18 protein-coding genes are annotated in these 20870 nt (G+C 70.5%); 9 read left to right on the forward strand and 9 right to left on the reverse strand.

The features are described from left to right. The first annotated feature begins 6 nt into the window (after nucleotides 1–6). The 3 genes from nuoL to nuoN are packed head-to-tail and all read left to right on the forward strand — an operon-like array spanning nucleotide 7 to nucleotide 5147. Nucleotides 7–1902 carry an NADH-quinone oxidoreductase subunit L gene (gene nuoL, locus G3I60_RS23235; protein ID WP_164296567.1) on the forward strand — a complete coding sequence of 632 codons (1896 nt, stop codon included), beginning with the start codon at nucleotides 7–9 and terminating at the stop codon, nucleotides 1900–1902. Nucleotides 1903–1908: 6 nt separating this feature from the next. Continuing rightward, nucleotides 1909–3504: an NADH-quinone oxidoreductase subunit M gene (locus G3I60_RS23240; RefSeq protein WP_164296569.1), complete on the forward strand. Its 1596-nt coding sequence runs from the start codon at nucleotides 1909–1911 to the stop codon at nucleotides 3502–3504. Further along, entirely contained in the window at nucleotides 3501–5147 is a 1647-nt protein-coding gene (nuoN, locus tag G3I60_RS23245; protein WP_138357551.1) for an NADH-quinone oxidoreductase subunit NuoN, read from the forward strand. The genes G3I60_RS23240 and nuoN overlap by 4 nt, the downstream gene beginning before the upstream one ends. A gap of 60 nt (nucleotides 5148–5207) precedes the next feature. On the opposite strand, the gene G3I60_RS23250 is transcribed toward nuoN, so the two are convergent. After that, complete coding sequence (locus G3I60_RS23250) at nucleotides 5208–7208, reverse strand: CocE/NonD family hydrolase (protein ID WP_164296571.1); 2001 nt, start codon at nucleotides 7206–7208, stop codon at nucleotides 5208–5210. A gap of 307 nt (nucleotides 7209–7515) precedes the next feature. Between G3I60_RS23250 and G3I60_RS23255 the strand changes: the two genes are divergently transcribed. Further along, the gene (locus tag G3I60_RS23255) at nucleotides 7516–8535 is read left to right on the forward strand and encodes a polyprenyl synthetase family protein (RefSeq protein WP_138357549.1); all 1020 of its coding nucleotides are present in this window, start codon (nucleotides 7516–7518) and stop codon (nucleotides 8533–8535) included. A 93-nt stretch (nucleotides 8536–8628) separates the two neighbouring features. On the opposite strand, the gene G3I60_RS23260 is transcribed toward G3I60_RS23255, so the two are convergent. The 3 genes from G3I60_RS23260 to G3I60_RS23270 all read right to left on the reverse strand — a co-directional run bounded on the left by G3I60_RS23260 (nucleotide 8629) and on the right by G3I60_RS23270 (nucleotide 10574). After that, complete coding sequence (locus G3I60_RS23260; RefSeq protein ID WP_138357548.1) at nucleotides 8629–9387, reverse strand: zf-HC2 domain-containing protein; 759 nt, start codon at nucleotides 9385–9387, stop codon at nucleotides 8629–8631. Further along, nucleotides 9384–9902, reverse strand: coding sequence for a sigma-70 family RNA polymerase sigma factor (locus G3I60_RS23265; RefSeq protein WP_269285651.1), 519 nt, complete (start codon nucleotides 9900–9902; stop codon nucleotides 9384–9386). The genes G3I60_RS23260 and G3I60_RS23265 overlap by 4 nt, the downstream gene beginning before the upstream one ends. Before the next feature lie 75 nt (nucleotides 9903–9977). After that, nucleotides 9978–10574, reverse strand: a complete 597-nt coding sequence (locus G3I60_RS23270) for a hypothetical protein (RefSeq protein WP_164296573.1) — start codon at nucleotides 10572–10574, stop codon at nucleotides 9978–9980. Nucleotides 10575–10862: 288 nt separating this feature from the next. On the opposite strand from G3I60_RS23270, the gene G3I60_RS23275 reads away from it, so the two are divergent. The 4 genes from G3I60_RS23275 (at nucleotide 10863) to G3I60_RS23290 (ending at nucleotide 15544) form a co-directional block, all read left to right on the forward strand. Then, nucleotides 10863–11942 carry a CHRD domain-containing protein gene (locus tag G3I60_RS23275; protein WP_164296575.1) on the forward strand — a complete coding sequence of 360 codons (1080 nt, stop codon included), beginning with the start codon at nucleotides 10863–10865 and terminating at the stop codon, nucleotides 11940–11942. A 307-nt stretch (nucleotides 11943–12249) separates the two neighbouring features. Next, entirely contained in the window at nucleotides 12250–13539 is a 1290-nt protein-coding gene (locus G3I60_RS23280) for a DUF2092 domain-containing protein (RefSeq protein ID WP_164296577.1), read from the forward strand. A gap of 66 nt (nucleotides 13540–13605) precedes the next feature. Further along, nucleotides 13606–14658, forward strand: coding sequence for an ABC transporter ATP-binding protein (locus G3I60_RS23285; RefSeq protein ID WP_164296579.1), 1053 nt, complete (start codon nucleotides 13606–13608; stop codon nucleotides 14656–14658). After that, nucleotides 14645–15544: an ABC transporter permease gene (locus G3I60_RS23290; RefSeq protein ID WP_164296581.1), complete on the forward strand. Its 900-nt coding sequence runs from the start codon at nucleotides 14645–14647 to the stop codon at nucleotides 15542–15544. Before G3I60_RS23285 ends, G3I60_RS23290 begins: the two co-directional genes overlap by 14 nt. A 71-nt stretch (nucleotides 15545–15615) precedes the next feature. Here the strand turns inward: G3I60_RS23290 and G3I60_RS23295 are convergent, their stop codons facing one another. The 5 genes from G3I60_RS23295 to G3I60_RS23315 form a co-directional block, all read right to left on the reverse strand. Next, nucleotides 15616–16173 carry a flavodoxin family protein gene (locus G3I60_RS23295; RefSeq protein ID WP_138357543.1) on the reverse strand — a complete coding sequence of 186 codons (558 nt, stop codon included), beginning with the start codon at nucleotides 16171–16173 and terminating at the stop codon, nucleotides 15616–15618. A gap of 473 nt (nucleotides 16174–16646) precedes the next feature. Then, entirely contained in the window at nucleotides 16647–17321 is a 675-nt protein-coding gene (locus G3I60_RS23300) for a hypothetical protein (protein ID WP_164296583.1), read from the reverse strand. Between the two features lie 75 nt (nucleotides 17322–17396). Continuing rightward, nucleotides 17397–18158 (reverse strand): class I SAM-dependent methyltransferase, encoded by a 762-nt coding sequence (locus tag G3I60_RS23305; RefSeq protein WP_164296586.1) that lies wholly within the window; start codon nucleotides 18156–18158, stop codon nucleotides 17397–17399. Between the two features lie 62 nt (nucleotides 18159–18220). After that, nucleotides 18221–19168, reverse strand: coding sequence for an EamA family transporter RarD (gene rarD / locus G3I60_RS23310; protein ID WP_203673587.1), 948 nt, complete (start codon nucleotides 19166–19168; stop codon nucleotides 18221–18223). Between the two features lie 150 nt (nucleotides 19169–19318). Next, nucleotides 19319–20176, reverse strand: coding sequence for an SDR family oxidoreductase (locus G3I60_RS23315; RefSeq protein WP_164296588.1), 858 nt, complete (start codon nucleotides 20174–20176; stop codon nucleotides 19319–19321). Between the two features lie 117 nt (nucleotides 20177–20293). On the opposite strand from G3I60_RS23315, the gene G3I60_RS23320 reads away from it, so the two are divergent. Beyond that, nucleotides 20294–20710 (forward strand): helix-turn-helix domain-containing protein, encoded by a 417-nt coding sequence (locus tag G3I60_RS23320; RefSeq protein ID WP_164296590.1) that lies wholly within the window; start codon nucleotides 20294–20296, stop codon nucleotides 20708–20710. The last annotated feature ends 160 nt before the right edge of the window (nucleotides 20711–20870 follow it).

A 20870-nucleotide genomic window follows, 5' to 3' on the forward strand; every position in this document is an offset into this window, starting at 1 on the left:
GCGACAGTGGAGAACCTCATCGGATTGCTCGTCGCGGTACCGCTGCTCGGCGCGGCGATCCTGCTGACCGGCGGCCGCCGGCTGGACCGTATCGGCCACTGGCTCGGCACGATCCTCGCGGCGGTGTCCTTCGGTGTCGGCGCCGTGCTCTTCTTCGACATGCTCGGCAAGAGCGGCGAAGACCGCGCGATGTACTCGCACGTGTTCAGCTGGGTGCCGGTCGGCGGCTTCCAGGCCGACATCGGCTTCCAGCTCGACCAGTTGTCGATGACCTTCGTGCTGTTGATCAGCGGTGTGGGCACGTTGATCCACATCTACTCGATCGGGTACATGGAGCACGACGAGCGGCGCCGCCGCTTCTTCGGCTATCTCAACCTGTTCGTGGCGGCGATGCTGCTGCTGGTCATCGCCGACAACTACTTCCTGCTGTACGTCGGCTGGGAGGGCGTCGGCCTCGCCTCGTACCTGCTGATCGGCTTCTGGCAGCACAAGCCGAGCGCGGCCACGGCGGCGAAGAAGGCGTTCCTCGTCAACCGTGTCGGTGACGTCGGTCTGTCCATCGCGATCATGCTGATGTTCACGACCTTCGGAACGTTCAGCTTCCAGCCGGTGCTGGCGCACGCGGGCGACGCGAGCGAGGGCAAGCTGACAGCCATCGGCCTGATGCTGCTGCTCGCCGCGTGCGGCAAGTCCGCCCAGGTGCCGCTGCAGTCCTGGCTCGGCGACGCGATGGAGGGCCCGACCCCGGTCTCGGCCCTCATCCACGCGGCGACGATGGTGACGGCGGGCGTGTACCTGATCACCCGGTCCGGCGCGATCTTCAACGGCGCCCCGGACGCGCAGCTGGCGGTGGTCACGGTTGGCGCGGTCACGCTGCTGTTCGGTGCGATCGTCGGTTGCGCCAAGGACGACATCAAGAAGGCCCTGGCGGGCTCGACGATGTCGCAGATCGGCTACATGATCATGGCGGCCGGGCTCGGCCCGATCGGCTACGTCTTCGCGATCATGCACCTGGTCACCCACGGCTTCTTCAAGGCCGGACTCTTCCTCGGCGCCGGTTCGGTCATGCACGGCATGAACGACGAGGTCGACATGCGGAAGTACGGGGGCCTGCGGAAGTACATGCCGGTCACGTTCGTCACGTTCGGCCTCGGCTACCTGGCGATCATCGGCTTCCCCGGCCTGTCCGGGTTCTTCTCCAAGGACAAGATCATCGAGGCGGCCTTCGCCAAGGGCGGCACCGAGGGCTGGATCCTCGGCGGCGCGGCCCTGCTGGGCGCCGCGATCACCGCGTTCTACATGACGCGCGTGATGCTGATGACGTTCTTCGGCGAGAAGCGCTGGGAGGCCGACGCGGAAGGCCACGAGCCGCACCCGCACGAGTCGCCCAAGTCGATGACCATCCCGATGATCGTGCTGGCCTTCGGCTCGGTCTTCGCGGGCGGGCTGTTCAGTCTGAACAGCTCCTTCCTGAAGTGGCTGGAGCCGGTCACCGGACACGAGGAGGGGCACTCGCCCCTCAGCGCCACGACGGTGACGGCCGGCACGATGGTCGTGCTGGTCATCGGGGTCGCGCTGGCCTGGCTGATGTACGGGCGCAGGGCCGTACCGGCCGTCGCTCCGCGCGGCTCGCTGCTGACCCGCGCCGCCCGGCGCGATCTGCTCCAGGACGACTTCAACCACGTCGTGCTGGTCCGGGGCGGCGAACACCTCACCCGCAGCCTGGTCTACCTGGACCACTCCCTGGTGGACGGTGCGGTCAACGGCACCGCCGCCGGGGTCGGCGGCCTCTCCGGCCGCATGCGCAAGCTGCAGAACGGCTACGTCCGCTCGTACGCGGTGTCGATGCTGGGTGGCACGGCGGTCCTGATCGCCGCGACTCTCCTGATGAGGGCGGTCTGATAACTCATGTCCTTTCCCCTCCTTACCGTCACGGCCGCCCTTCCGGCGGTCGGCGCGATCGCCACCGCCGCCGTACCGGCCGCGAAGCGCACCGTCGCCAAGTGGTCGGCGCTGGGCTTCTCGGTCGCGACGTTCGTACTGGCCATGATCGTCCTCGTCCGGTTCGAACCGGGCGGTGAGCGCTACCAGCTCACCGAGTCCCACGCGTGGATCAAGGACTTCGGGGTCCGCTACGAACTCGGCGTGGACGGCATCGGCGTCTCGCTGGTCGCGCTGACCGCGCTCCTGATCCCGTTCATCATCGCGGCGGGCTGGCACGACGCCGACCCCCTCGAAGACAAGAACCCCAACCGCCGCTGGCGGCCCACCCAGGGCTTCTTCGCCCTGATCCTGGCCGTCGAGGCGATGGTGGTGGTCTCGTTCGAGGCCACCGACGTCTTCCTCTTCTACATCTTCTTCGAAGCCATGCTCATCCCGATGTACTTCCTCATCGGCGGCTTCGGGGACCAGGCGCACGAGCACGGCGACGACGAGGCGGCCAAGCAGCGCTCGTACGCCGCCGTGAAGTTCCTGCTCTACAACCTGGTCGGCGGCCTCGTCATGCTGGCCGCCGTCATCGGGCTGTACGCGGCCAGTGCCGACCAGCTCGGGCACGGCACGTTCTCGCTCCAGGAGATCCTCCAGGCGCGCGCGGCCGGCAAGTTCGACCTGGCCTCCTCCACCGAGCGGTGGCTCTTCCTCGGCTTCTTCTTCGCCTTCGCGGTGAAGGCGCCGCTGTGGCCGCTGCACACCTGGCTGCCGAACGCGATGGGGGAGTCGACCGCGCCGGTCGCGGTGCTCATCACCGCGGTCGTCGACAAGGTCGGCACCTTCGCGATGCTGCGCTACTGCCTCCAGCTCTTCCCGGAGGCCAGCAAGTGGGCGACGCCGGTGATCCTGGTGCTCGCGGTGATCAGCATCATCTACGGTGCCCTGCTGGCCGTCGGCCAGCGCGACATCAAGCGGCTGATCGCCTACGCGTCCATCTCGCACTTCGGCTTCATCATCATGGGCATCTTCGCGATGACCACCCAGGGACAGAGCGGCGCCGCGCTCTACATGGTCAACCACGGGATCTCGACCGCCGCGCTGCTGCTGGTGGCCGGCTTCCTGATCAGCCGGCGCGGCTCGCGGCTCATCGCCGACTTCGGCGGTGTGCAGAAGGTGGCGCCGGTGCTCGCGGGCACCTTCCTGATCGGCGGACTGGCGACGCTGTCGCTGCCGGGGCTCGCCCCGTTCGTCTCCGAGTTCCTGGTGCTCGTCGGCACGTTCAGCCGCTACCCGGCGCTCGGCATCATCGCGACCGTCGGCATCGTGCTCGCCGCGCTCTACGTCCTCGTCCTGTACCAGCGGACGATGACCGGGCCGGTGAAGGCGGGCGTCGAGGGGATGAAGGACCTCAAGGTCCGTGAGATCGCCGTGGTGGCTCCGCTGATCGCGCTGCTGCTCTTCCTCGGCGTGTACCCGAAGCCGCTCACGGACATCGTCAATCCGGCGGTCGGCCAGACGCTCTCCGACGTGCACAAGACCGACCCCAAGCCCGCGCTGGAGGCGACCAAGTGAGCGGAACAGCCGTCCACAGCCTGTGGACAATGGCGGCCCCCGCCGCAGACAAGATCCCCGCCCCGAAGATCGAGTACACCCAGCTGTCGCCGGTCCTGATCGTCTTCGGGGCAGCCGTCGTCGGGATCCTCGTCGAGGCGTTCCTGCCCCGTAAGTCCCGCTACCTGGGACAGATCGCGGTCAGCGTCATCGGCCTCGCCGCCGCCTTCGCCGCCGTGGTGGCGCTGGCGGCCAGGGGCTACGGCACCACCAAGGCGCATGTCGCGGCCATGGGAGCGGTCGCCGTCGACGGCCCCGCGCTCTTCCTGCAGGGCACGATCCTGCTGGTGGGGCTGGTCGCGGTGTTCACCTTCGCGGAACGCCGGCTCGACCCGAAGGCGCACGGCCGCAAGGTCGACTCCTTCGCCGCCCAGGGCTCCGCCGTGCCCGGCGGCGACGCCGAGAAGGCCGCGGTCAAGGCCGGGTTCACCACCACCGAGGTCTTCCCGCTGCTGCTCTTCGCGGTCGGTGGCATGCTGATCTTCCCGGCCGCGTCCGACCTGCTGACGCTCTTCGTCGCGCTCGAGGTCTTCTCGCTGCCGCTGTACCTGCTCTGCGCGCTGGCCCGCCGCCGGCGCTTCATGTCGCAGGAAGCCGCGATGAAGTACTTCCTGCTGGGAGCCTTCTCGTCGGCCTTCCTGCTGTTCGGCATCGCGCTGCTCTACGGCTACGCGGGCACCGTCTCGTACTCCGGCATCGCCGCCGTCGTCGACGGCACCGCCAAGATGACCCCGGCGCTCGCCGCCACCACCGGCAACGACGCGCTGCTGCTCATCGGCACCGCGATGGTCGCGATGGGGCTGCTGTTCAAGGTCGGCGCCGTGCCGTTCCACATGTGGACCCCGGACGTCTATCAGGGCGCCCCGACCCCGGTGACCGGCTTCATGGCCGCCGCCACCAAGGTCGCCGCCTTCGGCGCGCTGCTGCGGCTGCTGTACGTGGTCCTGCCGGGCATGCGCTGGGACTGGCGGCCGGTGATGTGGGGCGTCGCGATCCTGACGATGCTGGTCGGCGCGATCGTCGCCGTCACCCAGACCGATGTGAAGCGACTGCTGGCGTACTCGTCGATCGCGCACGCCGGGTTCATCCTCGCGGGTGTCATCGCCACCACGCCGGACGGCGTCTCGTCGGTGCTCTTCTACCTCGCGGCGTACTCCTTCGTGACGCTCGGCGCCTTCGCCGTCGTCACCCTGGTCCGCGACGCGGGCGGCGAAGCCACCCACCTGTCCCACTGGGCCGGCCTCGGCCGCCGCTCGCCGCTGGTCGCGGCGGTCTTCGCGGTGTTCCTGCTGGCCTTCGCGGGCATCCCGCTGACCTCCGGCTTCGCCGGAAAGTTCGCGGTCTTCAAGGCGGCGGCCCAGGGCGGCGCGATGCCGCTGGTCATCGTGGGTGTGCTCTCCTCGGCCATCGCCGCGTTCTTCTACATCCGCGTCATCGTGCTGATGTTCTTCAGCGAACCGAAGCCCGACGGCCCCACCGTCGCCGTCCCGAGCGCCTGGACCTCCACGGCCATCGGCATCGGCGTGGCGGTGACGCTCGCGCTGGGCGTCATGCCGCAGTACTTCCTGGACCTCGCCGACAAGGCGGGCGTCTTCGTCCGCTGAACAGGAGCACCACTGGAACGGCCGTCGAACGCTTCAGGCGTTCGGCGGCCGTTCCTCGTTTCAGCCCGCCGTGCGCGGGATGCGGCGGTTCCAGGTGCGGTGGAAGACGGTCTCGTCGCCGGAGTGGCAGGTGACCTCGTTGAAGGTGACGAAGTGCGTCGCGTCCGCCTGGATCTCGGATCTGGTGTCGACGCTGACGTCCCAGCCGAGGTCCGGGCGGCGCAGCCGGACGTGCCACAGGGAGCGGGTGGCGGCGGAGAGCGGGTCACCGGACTCGATGCGGTAGGTCTCCAGGGCGTCCTCGGTGAATTCGAGGCCGTCGGGGTAGATCCGGGTACCGCCGTGGCGCGGGTCGACGTCCAGCTGCCAGGCACCGGTCGCGACATCGCGGGTGACGAGCCGTTCGGGGCGCGGCTCGGGCGCGCCGGGGAAGATCACGGGGAGCGGCGGAGCCTGTTCCGGTTCCTCGAAGTACAGCGGGATCGCGGACGGCGACGGGGCGCGGACCGGCAGGTCGAGGGCGCTGTCGGCGGCCTCGATGGTGAAGCCGGAGGCGTGCTCGGGCTGCGGGTGCGGCCAGATCCACGGCCAGTAGGCGGAGGACAGGGCGAGCCGGATGCGGTGGCCGTGCGGGAACGCGTGGCCGATGCCGTTGAGCTCGAACGTGATGTCCTCGGTGTGGCCCGGGGTCCACTCCACCGCCCGGTCCCGGCCGTGCCGCGCCAGCAGGTTGAGGGCGCCACGGGTGACGAGCGTGGAGGAGCCGTCCGGGGCCACGTCGCAGACCCGGGCGATGACCTGGCCGCGCGGCGCGTCGCAGCGCAGCCGCAGCCGGACCCGGGGGCGGCCGAGGACCTCGACACGGTCGGTGAGCGGCGCGGAGTCGAAGCAGACCGAGCGGCCGTCCTCCTCGCGCTGCTCCGGCGGCAGGTCGGCGTCGTTGCCGAACGGGAAGAAGCGGCCGGCGTCGATCCCGGTGTGCTGCGGGGAGTCGACCCGCACCGGGCCGCCGGGCAGCGCGTACGGGGTGTAGGTGACGGCGGGCGACGGCCAGCTGTCCTCGCCGACCCAGCGGCCCGGCAGTTCGTCGTAGACCGTGGCCGGCGGGTGCGACTCGCTGATCCAGGCGCGCAGCAGGGGATCGTCCATCACCCCCGTGGCCTTGTCCTTCAGCCAGTGGTCCCACCAGCGCAGTGTCTCCTGGAGGAAGCCGATGGCGGGCCCGGGCGGCCGCCCCCGGTCGGGGTACTGGTGGGACCAGGGGCCGATCAACCCGCGGACCGGTGCGTCCAGATGTTCGACGAGGCGCAGCACGGTGTCCCGGTACGGGTCGTGCCAGCCGCCGACGGTGAGGACGGCCGCCTTGACGGCGGAGTAGTCCTCGCACACGCTGCCGTGCCGCCAGTAGGCGTCACGGCTCTGGTGGCCGAGCCACGTATGGATGAACGGATCGACGGCTTCGAGCCGTTCGAGCCACATCTGCCGCCAGCTGTCGCCGACCGCCGTGGGATCGGGCGGCCGGCAGACGAAGGCGAGCATCGTCGCGGCCCAGGCGTGCATGTCGACGGCGAGGACCGAGCCGCCCATGTAGTGCACATCGTTGTCGTAGCGGTCGTCGGTGGAGCAGACGGTGACGACGGCCTGGAGGGCCGGTGGCGCGAGCGCGGCGATCTGCAGGCTGTTGAAGCCGCCCCAGGAGATGCCGAACATTCCGACCCGGCCGGTGCACCAGGACTGCGCGGCCAGCCATTCGACGACCGCGACGCCGTCCGCGAGCTCCGCGGCGTCGTACTCGTCGCCCGGCAGCCCCTCGGAGTTGCCGTGGCCCCGTACATCCACCCGCACGGAGGCGTAGCCGTGACCCGCGTACCAGGGGTGCCGCTGCGAATCGCGAGGCGCCGTCCAGTCGTAGAGCCGGTACGGGAGGTACTCCAGCAGCGCGGGCACCGGTTCGTCGGCGTACGGCCGCCAGATGCGCGCGTACAGCCGGGTGCCGTCGGGCAGCGGGATCCGGACGTCCTCGACGAAGGTCGTGTAGGGGAAATCGGTACGGATGCGCATCGGCGGGGCTCCCTACGACGTCGGCGGCGGATCGGTGGACGGGGTCGGTGTGCGGGTCAGCGGGCGGTTTCCGTGGGGCGGGGTGCCTCGTGCGGCGCAGCCAGGGCGAGATAGGCCTCCCGATCGGTCGGAATAAATGGCATCAATACGGATCATATGAGGCAAGATCCCGAACGGCCTGATGTGTATGACCTGTCCCGGCCATATAGGGGCGATGCCCCGGCAAAGATCGAGAGGGGACCGGCTACGCTGCCCGTGTAAGCAGTGCCACCCCTCAGACGCCATCTCAGCGAATGGAGTACCCCTCGTGAACGTCGTCGGGCCGTTCGGGTTGAGCGTGCGGGACGAGGCTCTCGAAGCCGACGTCCGGGCCGGGCTGTTTGCCGTGGAGGAGGGCCTCCTGGAGGCCACCAAGAGCGACGTCCCCTTCATCACCGGCGCCGCGCGCCATCTGGCCCGTGCGGGGGGCAAGCGGTTCCGGCCGCTGCTGGTCATGCTGGGCGCCCAGTTCGGCGACCCGAACGCGCCGGGCATCGTGCCGGCCGCGGTGGTCGTGGAGCTCACCCACCTCGCGACGCTCTACCACGACGACGTCATGGACGAGGCGGACGTACGCCGCGGCGTCCCCAGTGCCAACGCCCGCTGGGACAACTCGGTGGCCGTTCTCACCGGGGACTTCCTGTTCGCCCGCGCCTCGCACATACTGGCCGACCTCGGCCCCGAGGCCGTCCGCGTCCAGGCCGAGGCCTTCGAGCGGCTGGTGACCGGCCAGATCCTGGAGACCGCGGGACCGGCCGACGACCGCGACCCGATCGACCACTACCTCGACGTGATCGGCGGGAAGACCGGCTCGCTCATCGCCGTCTCCTGCCGCTTCGGGGCCATGATGTCCGGCGCGGACGAGTCGGTCGTCGACATCCTCACCCAGTACGGCGAGCGCATCGGCACCGCCTTCCAGCTCGCCGACGACGTCCTCGACATCGCCAGCGACAGCCACGAGTCGGGCAAGACCCCCGGCACCGACCTGCGCGAAGGCATCCCCACCCTCCCGGTGCTGCATCTGCGCACCCGGGTCGCCGCGGCCAACGGCTCGGCCTCCCCGGCCGACCGCCACCTCGTCGACCTCCTCGCGGGCGACCTCACCGACGACCACCGGCACGCCGAGGCACTGCGCCTGCTGCGCGCCCACCCGGCGCTGGAGCAGGCCCGCCGCGACACCGTCCGGTACGCCGACGAAGCCCGCGCCACCCTCGCCCCGCTCCCGGACTGTGCCGCGAAGCAGGCCCTGGAGGGCCTGTGCGACGCGGTGGTGTACCGCGCGGGCTGACCCCCGCCCTCGCTTCAGCCGCAGACACCCGAACGGCCGTCGAACGCCTGAGGCGCTCGACGGCCGTTCTCGCACCGGCCCCGCGAGGGGATCTCACGCCTTGACGTCCACCAGCGTTCTGCCGTCCAGGGTCCGCACCTCGTAGTGGTCGACCTCGTTCGGCTGCATGGCCGCGCCGCCGTGCATGTAGAGCGGGGTGCGCGCGGTTTCGTGCGGGCTGTCGGGGATGCCGTAGCCCCAGGGGCCGACCGCCCAGGTGGTGACGGTCTGCTGGTCGCCGTTCTTGCCGACGGCGACGAGGCTGCAGCGCAGCGGGCCCTTCACGTTGCCGAGTTGGAGGACGACGTGGCTGCCCCAGGCCTTCTTCTCGACGCCGATCGTGGCGCTGACCTTGGTGGCGGGGTCGGTGCCGGAGACCTTGGCGGAGGCCGGTATCAGGTTGAAGGCGTCCTCGGCGGGCCCGCCGTGGGCATGTTCGGCGACCGCCGAGGTCCTGTCGCCGGAGGTGGCCTGGACGGCGATCAGCGGGCCGCCGATGATCAGGACGGCGGCGGCCGCGACCAGGAACATCCGGCGGCGCCGCGTCCTGGCGCGGACCTCGGCGACCTCGTCGAGCAGCCGGCCCAGCAGGGCGTCGTCGGTACTGCCGGGAACGGGAAGGAACGCGCCGGGGCCGGGGGTCGCCGCCGCGTACTCGGCGAGCAGGGGTTCGAGGCCCGCGAGCGAGTCGAGTTCCGCCATGCAGAGCTCGCAGCCGGCCAGATGTGTCTCGAACCGGGTGGCGTCCGCGTCGTCGAGGAGCCCGAGGGCGTACGCCCCCACGTCCGCGTGCTGCTCCTGCGGCGACGTCATGATGTCGTCACTCCTCGTTCCTCGAGCGCCAGTTTGAGCGAGCGCAGCGCGTAGAAGATCCGCGACCGCACTGTTCCGGCGGGTATGCCGAGCACCGCGGCGGCGTCCTCGACGGTGCGCCCCCGCAGATAGGTCTCGGCGAGCACCTGCCGGTGGGCGGCCGTCAGATCGGCCATCGCGTCGGAGATGGTCATGAGCCGGAGCACCTTGTCCATCTCGTCCTGGGCAGGCAGCAGCTCCAGGGGGCCGGGATCGACCTCCTGGGGGCGGGCCTGCCGGCTGCGATGGCCGTCGATGACCAGCCGGCGCGCCACCGTCACCAGCCAGGGACGGACGGATCCGGTGGCGCGCTCCAACTGGTCGCTGTTGCGCCAGGCGCGCAACAGCGTTTCCTGCACGACGTCCTCGGCCCGGTGCCGGTCCCCCGCGACCAGCCGCAGTACATAGGCGAGCAGGGGTCCTGCGTGCTCCTTGTAGAGCGTCCGCATCAGCTCTTCGCTCGGTTCCGTGGCCACGGGCGAATCCTTCCGCACCCGATCCTCCAGGTCGAGACCGTCTGGGGATTGATCAACAGCGGATGAGTATCCGGATCAGTATCCGGAGGTGTCGCCGCCGGTGCTCATGCCGGCGCTGCTCGCCGCCTTCTTGCCCTGCGGGCTGCTCACGAACCACGTCCCGCCGACCCCCTGACCGAGGGTGTCGCCGGCCTTGGTGTCCTTGGCGAAGCGGTAGAGCGGCCAGCCGCCGAGGGTGAGCTGCTTGCTGCCGTCGGCGCGGGTGACGGTGGAGACCAGGCTCTTGTCGATGCCGGTCACGGTCACGCTGTCCTTGGCGAGGGCCGGCGGCCACTTCACGGCGCAGTCGCCCGAGCAGTTCGACGCCGACGGGTGCGCGGTGTCCTTGTCGAAGCGGTAGAGCGTGCGGCCCTGGTCGTCGGTGACCATCGCGGCGAAGGACGGGGTCTTCGCGGCGATCAGGGCGCCGGTGGGCGCGGGCCGCTGCGCTGCGGGCTTGCCCGCGGGCTGCTGCGAGCCCGGCTGCGAGGTGGCCGGCGGCGTCGAGGGCTGGTCCTGCGAACCCGACGCGTCGGAGTCCGTCGGGCCGCAGGCGGTGACGGCGAGCGCGAGAACCGCGATTCCGGAAGCGGCGAAGAGACGGATACGGCTGGTGCGAATGGACTTGGACATGGCGGTTCCCCCTGGTGGCAGTGCGTGGATGGTGCGACGTTCGCCTCCATCCATACGCAGCGGCCGCGCCCGCCCACTCAACGATCCGCGAAAAAAGTTTTGGGAGATTCGCTCAACAACCCATCCTGGCCCGGTGATTGTGCGGTATACGCAAACGGCTCCCGTCCGACTCAACGCCGGAGCCGTGATTCTCACCGCACTTCCGCGTTGAGCGACGGCCGCCGGAGGGCGCGTATGAACCCCTGAGACGCCGGGGCGTGGGGCACCGGCCACAGGGGAGGACTTTTCATGAACGGCATCAGGAACCGCATCGGGAACCGTCGCACCGCGATCGCGCTCGCCGTCACCGCCGCCGCGGTCGCGGGCGGCGTCTCGCTGGCCGTGCTGCCCGCCTCCGCGGACGGCAACGCGGCCGGGAACGGGAACGCGGGCCACGACATGAGCTCCATGGCGTCGATGGCGCTGCCCGGGTCGGCCGGATGGGGCGACGACAGCATCAGCACGCAGAGCGGCAGCGGCGGGAGCAGCGGCGGTGCCGACCGCGGCAAGGCCGTCTACTTCGTGGCGAGTCTGACCGGTGCCAACGAGGTGCCGGTGGCGAACGGCCCCGCGGTCGGCGACAAGGACGGCAAGGCCGTGGAGTTCCTGAAGATCCAGGGCAACCAGGTCTCGTTCGCCATGAAGTGGAAGGGCATCGCCCCGCCCACCGCCGCGCACATCCATCAGGGCGCCGCCGGTAGCAACGGCGGTGTGAAGATCCCGTTCTTCGCCGAGAAGCTGCCCGGCAGCGTCTACTCGGTGACCGGCTCGGTCACCGTCGACGACGCGAAGCTCCTCTCCGACCTGCGGACGAACCCGGGCGGCTTCTACGCCAATCTGCACACCGCCGAGTTCCCGGGAGGTGCGGTCCGCGGCCAGCTGCACGCGCTCAGCTCGTCGATCGACTTCTCCAAGGCGCTCTCCGACCTGCAGGCTTCCGTGGTCAAGGGCCAGCAGATCTACGCGTGCACCAAGCAGCCGGGTGGCGGGTACGCGTTCACCCAGGACAACGTGAAGGCGCACCTCGGCGCCGGTATCGAACACTCCTTCGTGCGGCCCGCGGCCGGTCCGCCGCAGTGGATCGCCCCCGACGGCAGCGCGGTCACCGGCGCGGTCCTGACCAGGACGCCGAACGGCCAGGGCAACATCCCCGAGCTGGACCTGCGGGCCACCCAGTCCGGCAAGCGGGACGGGGTGCTCGCCGGCACCCAGGAGATCCTGCGGCTCAACACGGCCGGCGGCGTGGCCCCGGCCGGCAGCTGCGACCCGTACAAGACCCCCAGGGTCGGGGTGGACTACCGCGCCGACTACCTCTTCATCGGCAAGTGAGGGTTGCCCCTGAGCTCCTGGGCGCCGGAGGGCCGGCCGAACCCGGCTGAACGGGTGCGAATGCCTCCGAACGGGGCCCCCGCCGGGCTCTCCGGTACCTCCGGGCGTTCCACCGACCCGTGTACGCCCTCGGGGTTCGTCATCCCGGGGGCGTACACAGGGTTGCTCCCGGCGGCTGATGTGCTGGGGCTTCCGGTTTGGTGGGATTGGTATCACCACCTCAGGGGCGGATCGGGTGACAATGGACCCGAGAGGTGGACGAGTGCACGGCATCGTGGCCGCCGCTGACGACGGAGGTAGGAACGCAATGGCACGGATCCAACCGACGCAGGTCCCGGAAGCGGGAGACACCGGAGGCACCGGGGGAGAGGGCAGAGGTCCAGGTCGCCGCAAGGCGATGCGGTACGCGGTCCCTGTCGCGGTGGCGGGGGTGGCGGCGGCGACCATCAGCCTCGTCCCGGCTCTCGCCGACTCCGGTAACCCCGATCTGCCGAAGATCACGGCAGAGCAGTTGCTGACGAAGATAGCCGCGTCCGACACCCAGACGGTCTCGGGCTCGGTCAAGATCACCACAGACCTCGGACTGCCGTCCTTCCTCGGCGGCGCCACCGGCGGCGGCAGCCCCTTCGGCGGTGCGGGCGGGGACGACAGCGGCAAGGGCCGCAAGGGCAGCGGTTCCGCCGCCGACCCCAAGGCGCAGCTCACCCAGCTGCTGGCCGGCAGCCACACGCTGCACATCGCGGCCGACGGACCGGACAAGCAGCGCGTCTCGATCATCGAGAAGGCCGCCGAGTACAGCGTCATCCACAACGGCGACCAGGTCTGGGCGTACGACAGTTCGTCCAACCAGGCGTACCACTCGACGCTGCCGAAGTCCGCGGGCAAGGCCGGCACCGATCACGCCAAGCAGCTGCCCGACGACTTCCCGAGCACCCCGCAGGCCGCGGCCCAGCAGGCGCTCAAGGCGGCGGGCCCCAACACGTCCGTCTCCGTCGACGGCACGGCGAAGGTCGCCGGGCGCAACGCCTACCAGCTTCTCGTCCAGCCCAAGGGCGGCGACTCCACGGTCGGCACGATCCGTGTCGCGGTGGACGCGTCGACCGGGGTGCCGCTGAAGTTCACGCTGACGCCGAAGACCGGTGGCAAGGCCGCGATCGACATCGGCTTCACCAAGGTGGACTTCGGCAAGCCCGAGGCCGGCACCTTCCAGTTCACCCCGCCCAAGGGCGCCAAGGTGACGGAGGACAAGGCCGACGGGGCCGCGCTGAACGACAAGCGGGCGGGCAAGGACGGCGCGTCCGCCCTCGAAGGCCTGAACGTCCTGGGCGCGGACTGGAATGCGGTCGCCGAGATCAAGGCGCCCAAGGGCGCCCTGCCCGGGTCCGACTCCGGATCGCAGTCCGGGCGCGGCCGGAACGACAAGAACGTGCAGGGGCTGATCGACAGCTTCGGCAAGCACGTCACCGGAAAGTTCGGTTCCGGCACGGTCTTCTCCACCCGGCTCGTCAACGCCCTGATCACCGACAACGGCACCGTGTACGTCGGTGCCGTCAACCAGGACGCTCTGCTCAAGGCCGCCAACGCGGCTGCCAAGTAAGCCCCTTCGTCCGCCCGGCCGTGTCACCGGCCGGGCGGGCTCTTGTCCTCCTGCAGAGGAAGTGCGATGGAAGAGCCGTCCGCCGGGGCCGGGACCGGGAGGCCCGGGACCGCGGCCGATGCCGAGGCCGTGATCGAGACCCGTGGTCTGACGAAGCAGTACCGGGGGACGCTCGCCGTGGACGGCCTGGACCTCACGGTGCCGCGCGGCAGCGTCTTCGGCTTTCTCGGGCCCAACGGCTCGGGCAAGACGACCACCATCCGGATGCTGATGGGCCTGATCGAGCCGACGGCCGGGACGGCCGCGGTGCTGGGCCGCCCGATGCCGCGCGCCGGGCGCACGGTGCTGCCGAAGGTCGGCGCGCTGATCGAGGGACCGGCGCTCTACGGCTTTCTGTCCGGCCGCGACAACCTGGTGCGGTACGACTCCGCCGATCCCACGGCGGACCCCCGCACGCGCACCGCGCGGGTCGGGGACGCGCTCGACCGGGTCGGCCTGGCGGCCGCCGCGGGCAAGAAGGCGCGGGCGTACTCGCTCGGCATGAAGCAGCGGCTCGGCCTCGCGTCCGCGCTGCTGCAACCGCGCGAGCTGCTGGTGCTGGACGAGCCGACGAACGGTCTCGACCCGCAGGGAATGCGCGAGATCCGGTCCCTGATCAGGGAGTTGGCGGCCGACGGCACGACCGTGTTCCTCTCCTCGCATCTGCTCGACGAGATCGAGCAGGTGTGCTCGCACGTCGCCGTCATGGCCCGCGGGCGGCTCATCACCCAGGGGACCGTCGCGGAACTGGCGGCCGGCACGCGCGGCCGGCTCGCCGTGACGACCCCCGATCCGGCGGACGCGGTACGGATTCTCAAGGAGCACGGCGTGACGGATCTGATCGTCCTGGACGACAAGGTCACCGGCGAGCTGCCGCCCGACCCGCCGGACGCCCCCGATCCGTCCGATCCGTCAGCGCCGTCCGAAGCGGCGGCACCGGCCGGACCGCTGGACCTCGCGGACCTCAACGCGGCCCTGGTGGCCGCCGGGGTGCGGGTCCGCGGCTTCGGGGTCGAACGGGCCTCGCTGGAGGACGCGTTCGTGGCGCTGACCGGGGAGGGCTTCGATGTCGCGGGCTGAGGCCGGAACGGTCCCCGTCGTCCGTCCGCTGAGCAGCGCCCTCTGGTCGCTGGGGCTGTTCCGCAGCGAGCTGACGATCGTCTTCCGCCGCTGGCGGACCGTGGCGCTGCTGGCGGTGCTCGCCGCCGTGCCGCTGCTGGTCGGTATCGCGGTGAAGATCGAGACCCGCAACGGCGGTTCGGCCGGCAGAGGCGGCGGCGGGGGAGACGGCGCCGGTCCTGCGTTCATCTCGCAGGTCAGCAACAACGGCCTGTTCCTGAGCTTCGCCTCGCTCGCCGCGACCCTCCCGGTCTTCCTCCCGATGGCGGTCGGCGTGATCGCCGGTGACTCCGTCGCCGGCGAGGCGAACTCCGGCACGCTGCGCTATCTGCTGGTGGCCCCCGCCGGCCGGACCCGGCTGCTGCTCGCCAAGTTCACCGCCGTGGCCGCCTTCTGCGCGGTGGCGACGCTGGTCGTGGCGGGTGCGGCACTGGCGGTCGGCGCGGCGCTCTTCCCGCTGGGGGACGTGACGCTGCTGTCGGGCACGACCATCTCGTTCTCCGACGGCCTGGTGCGCGCCCTGATGATCGCGGCGCTGGTCGCGGCCTCGCTGGTGGGCGTCGCCGCGATCGGGCTGTTCATCTCGACCCTCACCAACAGCGGTATCGGCGCGATGGCGGCGACGGTGGGCCTGGTGATCACCGTGCAGATCGTGGACACGATCCCGCAGCTGCACGTCGTCCAGCCGTATCTCTTCCCGCACTACTGGCTGAGCTTCGCGGATGTCCTGCGGGCCCCGGTCTACTGGGACGACATCGTCAAGAATCTCGGTCTGCAGGCGCTGTACGCGGCGGTGTTCGGCTCCGCCGCGTGGGCGCGGTTCACCTCGCGGGACATCAGCGCGTGAACCTCGGCGCGTGAACCTCGGCGCGTGAAGCGGGCCGCCCCGTGCGGCATCCGCTTCCCGCCGAAGCACCGTCATTCCGCGAAGAACTCCTTCGCCCGGCCGAGCGCCGCGGTGTCCTTCAGTACGTCGCCGGGCTCGCTGCCGTTGCCCGTCAGCACGCCGCCCCACTCCATCCTCAGGTAGTTCGCCGTCTTCTCCAGCGTGCCCGCGAGGGCGTCGGCGTCGGCGGGGTCCTGCCCCGCCAGGGCCGTGATGCCCCAGAGCTTCCGTCCGGCCATCCGGGGCTTGAAGTCCACGCCCGGTACGCGCATCCACCCCGACCAGTGGTCGAGATAGCGCTTGGTGGCGGTCGAGACGCTGTACCAGTAGAGCGGCGAGGCGATCACGAGGTCGGTCGCGCCGAGGGTGGCGTCCAGCAGGACCTTGCCGTGGCCGGTGGGCGCGGGGTAGCGGCCGTCGCCCTCGTGGCGCAGATCCTCGAAGTCCGACAGCGGCAGATCCGTCAGCCGCAGCCACTGCTGCTCGGCGCCGGGGGGCAGTTGCTCTGCGGCGTGCCGCGCCAGGAGCTCGGTGTTGCCGTCCGCGCGAGGGCTGCCGAGAAGGAAGAGGAACGTCCGCTGAGTGTGCATACGCATTTATTGCACGCGCATGTAATTCTCGTCAAGGCCGTTCGGTCGTAGCGCGTCGAGGCCGGTCGAGATGGGTCGGCGCGGGGACGGAACGAGGCGGGAAGGGGTGAGGCGTTGGGCTGCGGCCCGCAGATGCTGTCATCTGCGGGCCGCTGAACGTGACCCTGCCGCTGAGTTGCGGTGGTCTTCGTGGCGACCCGGAGTCGGCGGACTGGACAGGTAGTGATCAATCGCCCGGGAGGCGCATCCATTCCTTCACATGCTAGTGGGATGTACCAGACATTTGTAACCAATCGCCATGTCGCTGACGACGGTATCCGGTTGATGGCCACTCAACTGGCTCAGCACGCCGAAGGTGCCGGAATCCGGTGGGAAGCGTCAGCGGGTTCGCCGGGCCGCCAGCGAGCGCAGCGCGTCGTACGCGCGCTGGATGAACGTGCTGTTCATGGCGGGAGCGGTGTATCGCCATCGCGTCACGGCCGGGCCGGAGTGCCGTCGGCCTCGGGAGAACCGCCGCCGGAACCGCCGTCGAGGGTGCGGGAGAGCGCCAGGGTGCCGGCGATCGCGGCGACGACCGCCGTGTGCTGCTGGTCCGCGAACCCGTCGTCGGGGTCGTCGGAGACGGCGGACGTGTCGCGTGGCGCCAGGCCGTCCTCGTGCTGGATGCCGGCCATCAGCTCCCAGGTCCCCGGATCGAGGTACGGCTCCTTCGGACAGCTGCAGACGATCATCTCCTCGCCCATCAGGTCCCACTCGCCGACCTCGGCCCAGATGTCGATCCAGGCCGGGAGCCACGCGGCGAGATAGTCGCCGATGTCGTCCGGGAGGTCCTCCGGCCGGCGGCCCCGGTCGGTCGCATGGAAGACCGTGTGCGTCATGCTGTAGCCGGTCATCCAGTCGATGAGCCAGGGTTCCGGAGTGTTCCCGAGCCAGGTGGCGCGGATCAACTCCTCCCGGTCGCCCGCCCGTCCGGTGCCTTCGAGGCCGGCGACGCGCACCGCGTTGGCGACGGCGAGGGCGCGGTTTGGATGGTGCTCCACGTTGCGCACCGACCGCAATCCGGTGACGTGCCGGAGCAGTTGCTGCATCGGCTCATGGCGGTAGCCGCAGCGGGCGAGGTGCGCGTACGTCTCCAGCGAGTCCGTCATGAGCGGGTAGCGCAGCAACCGCGCTTGGAGCGGGTCGCCCTCGCCGAACTGCCCCCAGGCGTGGATGCGTCGGCGTCAGGAGCTTTTGCGTGCTTCGATGAGGAAACGAGTGGTATGAGCGACGAATGAACCGTCCGTCCGGATCTGTTCGTCCAGGGCCTTCAGCTCGGTCCGGTACTGCTCGACGGTGAAGCCCGGGACCATCCAGATGACCTTCCGGAGGAAGTAGATCACCGCGCCGATGTCGTGGAACTCGGTGCGCAGCGTCTCCATCCGCAGATCGAGGACCTCCAGCCCGGCGGCCTCGGCCGCGGTCCGGGCGTCGTCCGGATGCCGCCCGCGCTTTACCTCGGCGGGCAGCGGGCCCAGGAAGTACTCGACGAGCTCGAACACGCTCGCGGGGCCTACCTGCTGCGAGAAGTACGTTCCGCCGGGCCGCAGTACCCGCGCGATCTCGGTCCACCACGTGGTCACCGGATGGCGGCTCACCACCAGGTCGAACGCCGCGTCGCCGAACGGCAGCGGCGGCTCGTCCTCGTCGGCGACGACGACCGCCCCGAGCGGATGCAGCAGCGCGGTGGCCTTGGCGACGTTCGGCGGCCAGGACTCCGTGGCGACGGTCAGCGCCGGAAGCCGCGGCACCCCGGCGAGCACTTCTCCGCCCCCGGTCTGGATGTCCAGGGCCGCGGTGGCCCGTGCCATCCGCTCGCCCATGGCCCGCGCGTAGCCCCAGGAGGGCCGTTCCTCGCTCGCCCGCCCGTCGAGCCAGGAGAAGTCCCAGCCGTCGACGGACACGGTCTCGGCCTCGGCCACCAGTTCCTCGAAGCTGCGCATCATGCCCCCAACCTTGGCATCGCGTCCCGGCCCGGGCCAGCGGATTTCCGGGGGCGCAGGGCGGCTTACGCCGGGGCTGTTGCCTTCGCGGCCATCGCCGTCGCGGCGTCGCGGGCCGCGGTGCGGGTGCGGTGGGCGTTGTGCAGGGCGTCCCAGGTGAGGAGGGCGAGGGCACCCCAGACGAGGGCGAACCCGGCCCAGCGCTCGGGGGGCATGGCCTCGTGGAAGTAGACCAGCCCGAGGAGGAACTGGAAGACCGGAGCGAGGTACTGCAGCAGCCCGATGGTGCTGAGCGGGAGGCGGATGGCGGCGGCGCCGAAGGCGATGAGGGGGCCGGCGGTGACGAGGCCGCAGGCCATGAGAAGAGCGGCGTGGCCGGGGCCCTCGCCGGTGAAAGTGGCGTTGCCCTGGGCGCCGAGGATGATCAGATAGCCGAGCGCGGGCAGGAACTGCACGGAGGTCTCGGCGGCCAGCGACTCCAGCCCGCCCATGCCGACCTTCTTCTTGATGAAGCCGTAGGTGGCGAACGAGAAGGCTAGGGTGAGGGCGATCCACGGCAGCCGCCCGTACCCGATGGCCAGGACGAGGACGGCGGCGACGCCGATGCCGACCGCGGTCCACTGCAGCGGCCGCAGCCGTTCGCGCAGCACCAGGACGCCGATGGCGATGGTGACCAGCGGGTTGATGAAGTAGCCGAGCGAGGTCTCGACGACATGGCCGGAGTTGACGCCCCAGATGTACAGGCCCCAGTTGACGGAGACCACGGTGGCGGCGACCGCGAGCAGGCCGAGCCGTTTGGGCTGCCGCAGCAGCTCGGGTATCCAGGCCCAGCGGCGCATGACCAGCAGGATCACCGCGACGACGGCGAGCGACCAGACCATCCGGTGGGCGAGGATCTCCAGCGCTCCGGCGGGCTCGAGGAGCGGCCAGAAGAGCGGGAAGGTGCCCCAGAGCCCGTAGGCGCCGAATCCGTACGCAAGGCCCGCGCGGTGCTCGTTCACTGGTGGCGACAACGGATGCTCCTCGGGCAGATGCCAATGCTCGAAGGTAGCGCCGTCGAGCCCCACCTGTCATGGCCGTCTTGCTTAACGGTCATGACAGGTGGGGCTTAACAGATGCCGGCCCAGGATCCGCAGGTCGGAGCGGTAGGGCCGGCGGGCGGGTCAGACCTTCAGTGCCTCGGCGAGCGTCACCGTGAACGGGGTGGTCGGGCGGCCGATCAGCCGGGCCAGGTCGCCGGTGGCGATGGCGAGCCGGCCGCGCGCGATCGCGTCGTCCACGTCGGCGAAGATCTCGGCGAAGTCCGCGGGCATGCCCGTGCCGGTCAGCAGCGCGCGGAAGTCCTCGGTGGGCAGGTCGGTGTAGACGACCTCCTTGCCGGAGTGCTTCGCCACTTCGGCGGCGTACTCGCCCAGCGTCCAGGCGGTGTCGCCGCTCAGCTCGTAGGCGGTGTTCTCGTGACCGTCCCCGGCCAGCACGACAGCGGCCGCGGCGGCGTAGTCCTGGCGGGCCGCGCTGGCGACCCGGCCCTCGCGGGCGCTGCCGACGACGGCGCCGTGCTCCAGCACCGTGTCGAGCCGGCTCGTGTAGTTCTCGGTGTACCAGCCGTTGCGCAGGAACGTGTACGGCAGCCCGGACGCGAGGATCAGCTGCTCCGTCTCACGGTGGGCGGAGGCGAGCAGGAAGTCCGCCTCGGGCCCGCCGAGTATGCCGGTGTAGGCGAGCCGGGCCACCCCGGCCTCCTTGGCGGCGTCGATCACCGCGGTGTGCTGCGCCACCCGGCCGTGCAGATCGTTGCTGGAGATCAGCAGCACCGTGTCACCGGGGTGGAAGGCGGCCTTGAGCGTCTCCGGGCTGCTGTAGTCGGCGATCCGCAGCTCCACGCCGCGGGCGGCGAGGTCGGCGGCCTTGTCCGCGTCGCGCACCACGGCGGCGATGCGGTCGGCGGGCACGCGCTCCAGCAGCTCGTCGATGACGAGGCGGCCGAGCTGTCCGGTGGCTCCGGTGACAACGATGCTCATGGTGAGTGCTCCCTGTAGTAACGACGTGGCCGGTGACTGTGCCGGACCGGCTGATGCACTCACCCTAGGACCTGCACTAACCAATCGTAAGTACCAACTTTGAGGTAAGGTACTGGTATGAGCGTAAGTATCGAGCCCAGTGCACTGGAGCAGCTGGTCACCAGTGGGCCCCCACGGGACGTTCCCGACGTCTTCTCGGCGGACTGCCCCTCGCGGGTGGTCCTGGAGCACGTCACCAGCCGCTGGGGCGTGCTCGTCCTCGCCGCGCTGATCGACGGGACGCACCGGTTCAGCGCCCTGCGCCGGCAGGTCGGCGGGGTGAGCGAGAAGATGCTCGCCCAGACGCTCCAGGCGCTGGAGCGGGACGGGTTCGTGCACCGCGAGGCGTACCCGGTGATCCCGCCGCGCGTCGAGTACTCCCTCACCCCGCTCGGTGAGGGCGCCGCGCGGCGCGTCTGGGAGCTCGCCTGCTGGATCGGCGGCTCACTGCCGGACGTGTTCGAGGCGCGCGCGACGTACGACGCCGCGCGCTGAACGGACCGGACCGCGAAAGGACGCCGACGAACCGGACCGCGAACGACCGCTGAACGCACCGGACCGCTGAACGCACCGGATCGCTGAACGGCGATGCCCGCCGGGGGAGTTGTCGAACTCCCCGGGCGGGCATCCGCGTGGACCGCTCCGTCGATGTGCC

Source organism: Streptomyces sp. SID13666, from assembly GCF_010548325.1.
Taxonomy (GTDB): Bacteria; Actinomycetota; Actinomycetes; order Streptomycetales; family Streptomycetaceae; genus Actinacidiphila; species Actinacidiphila fildesensis.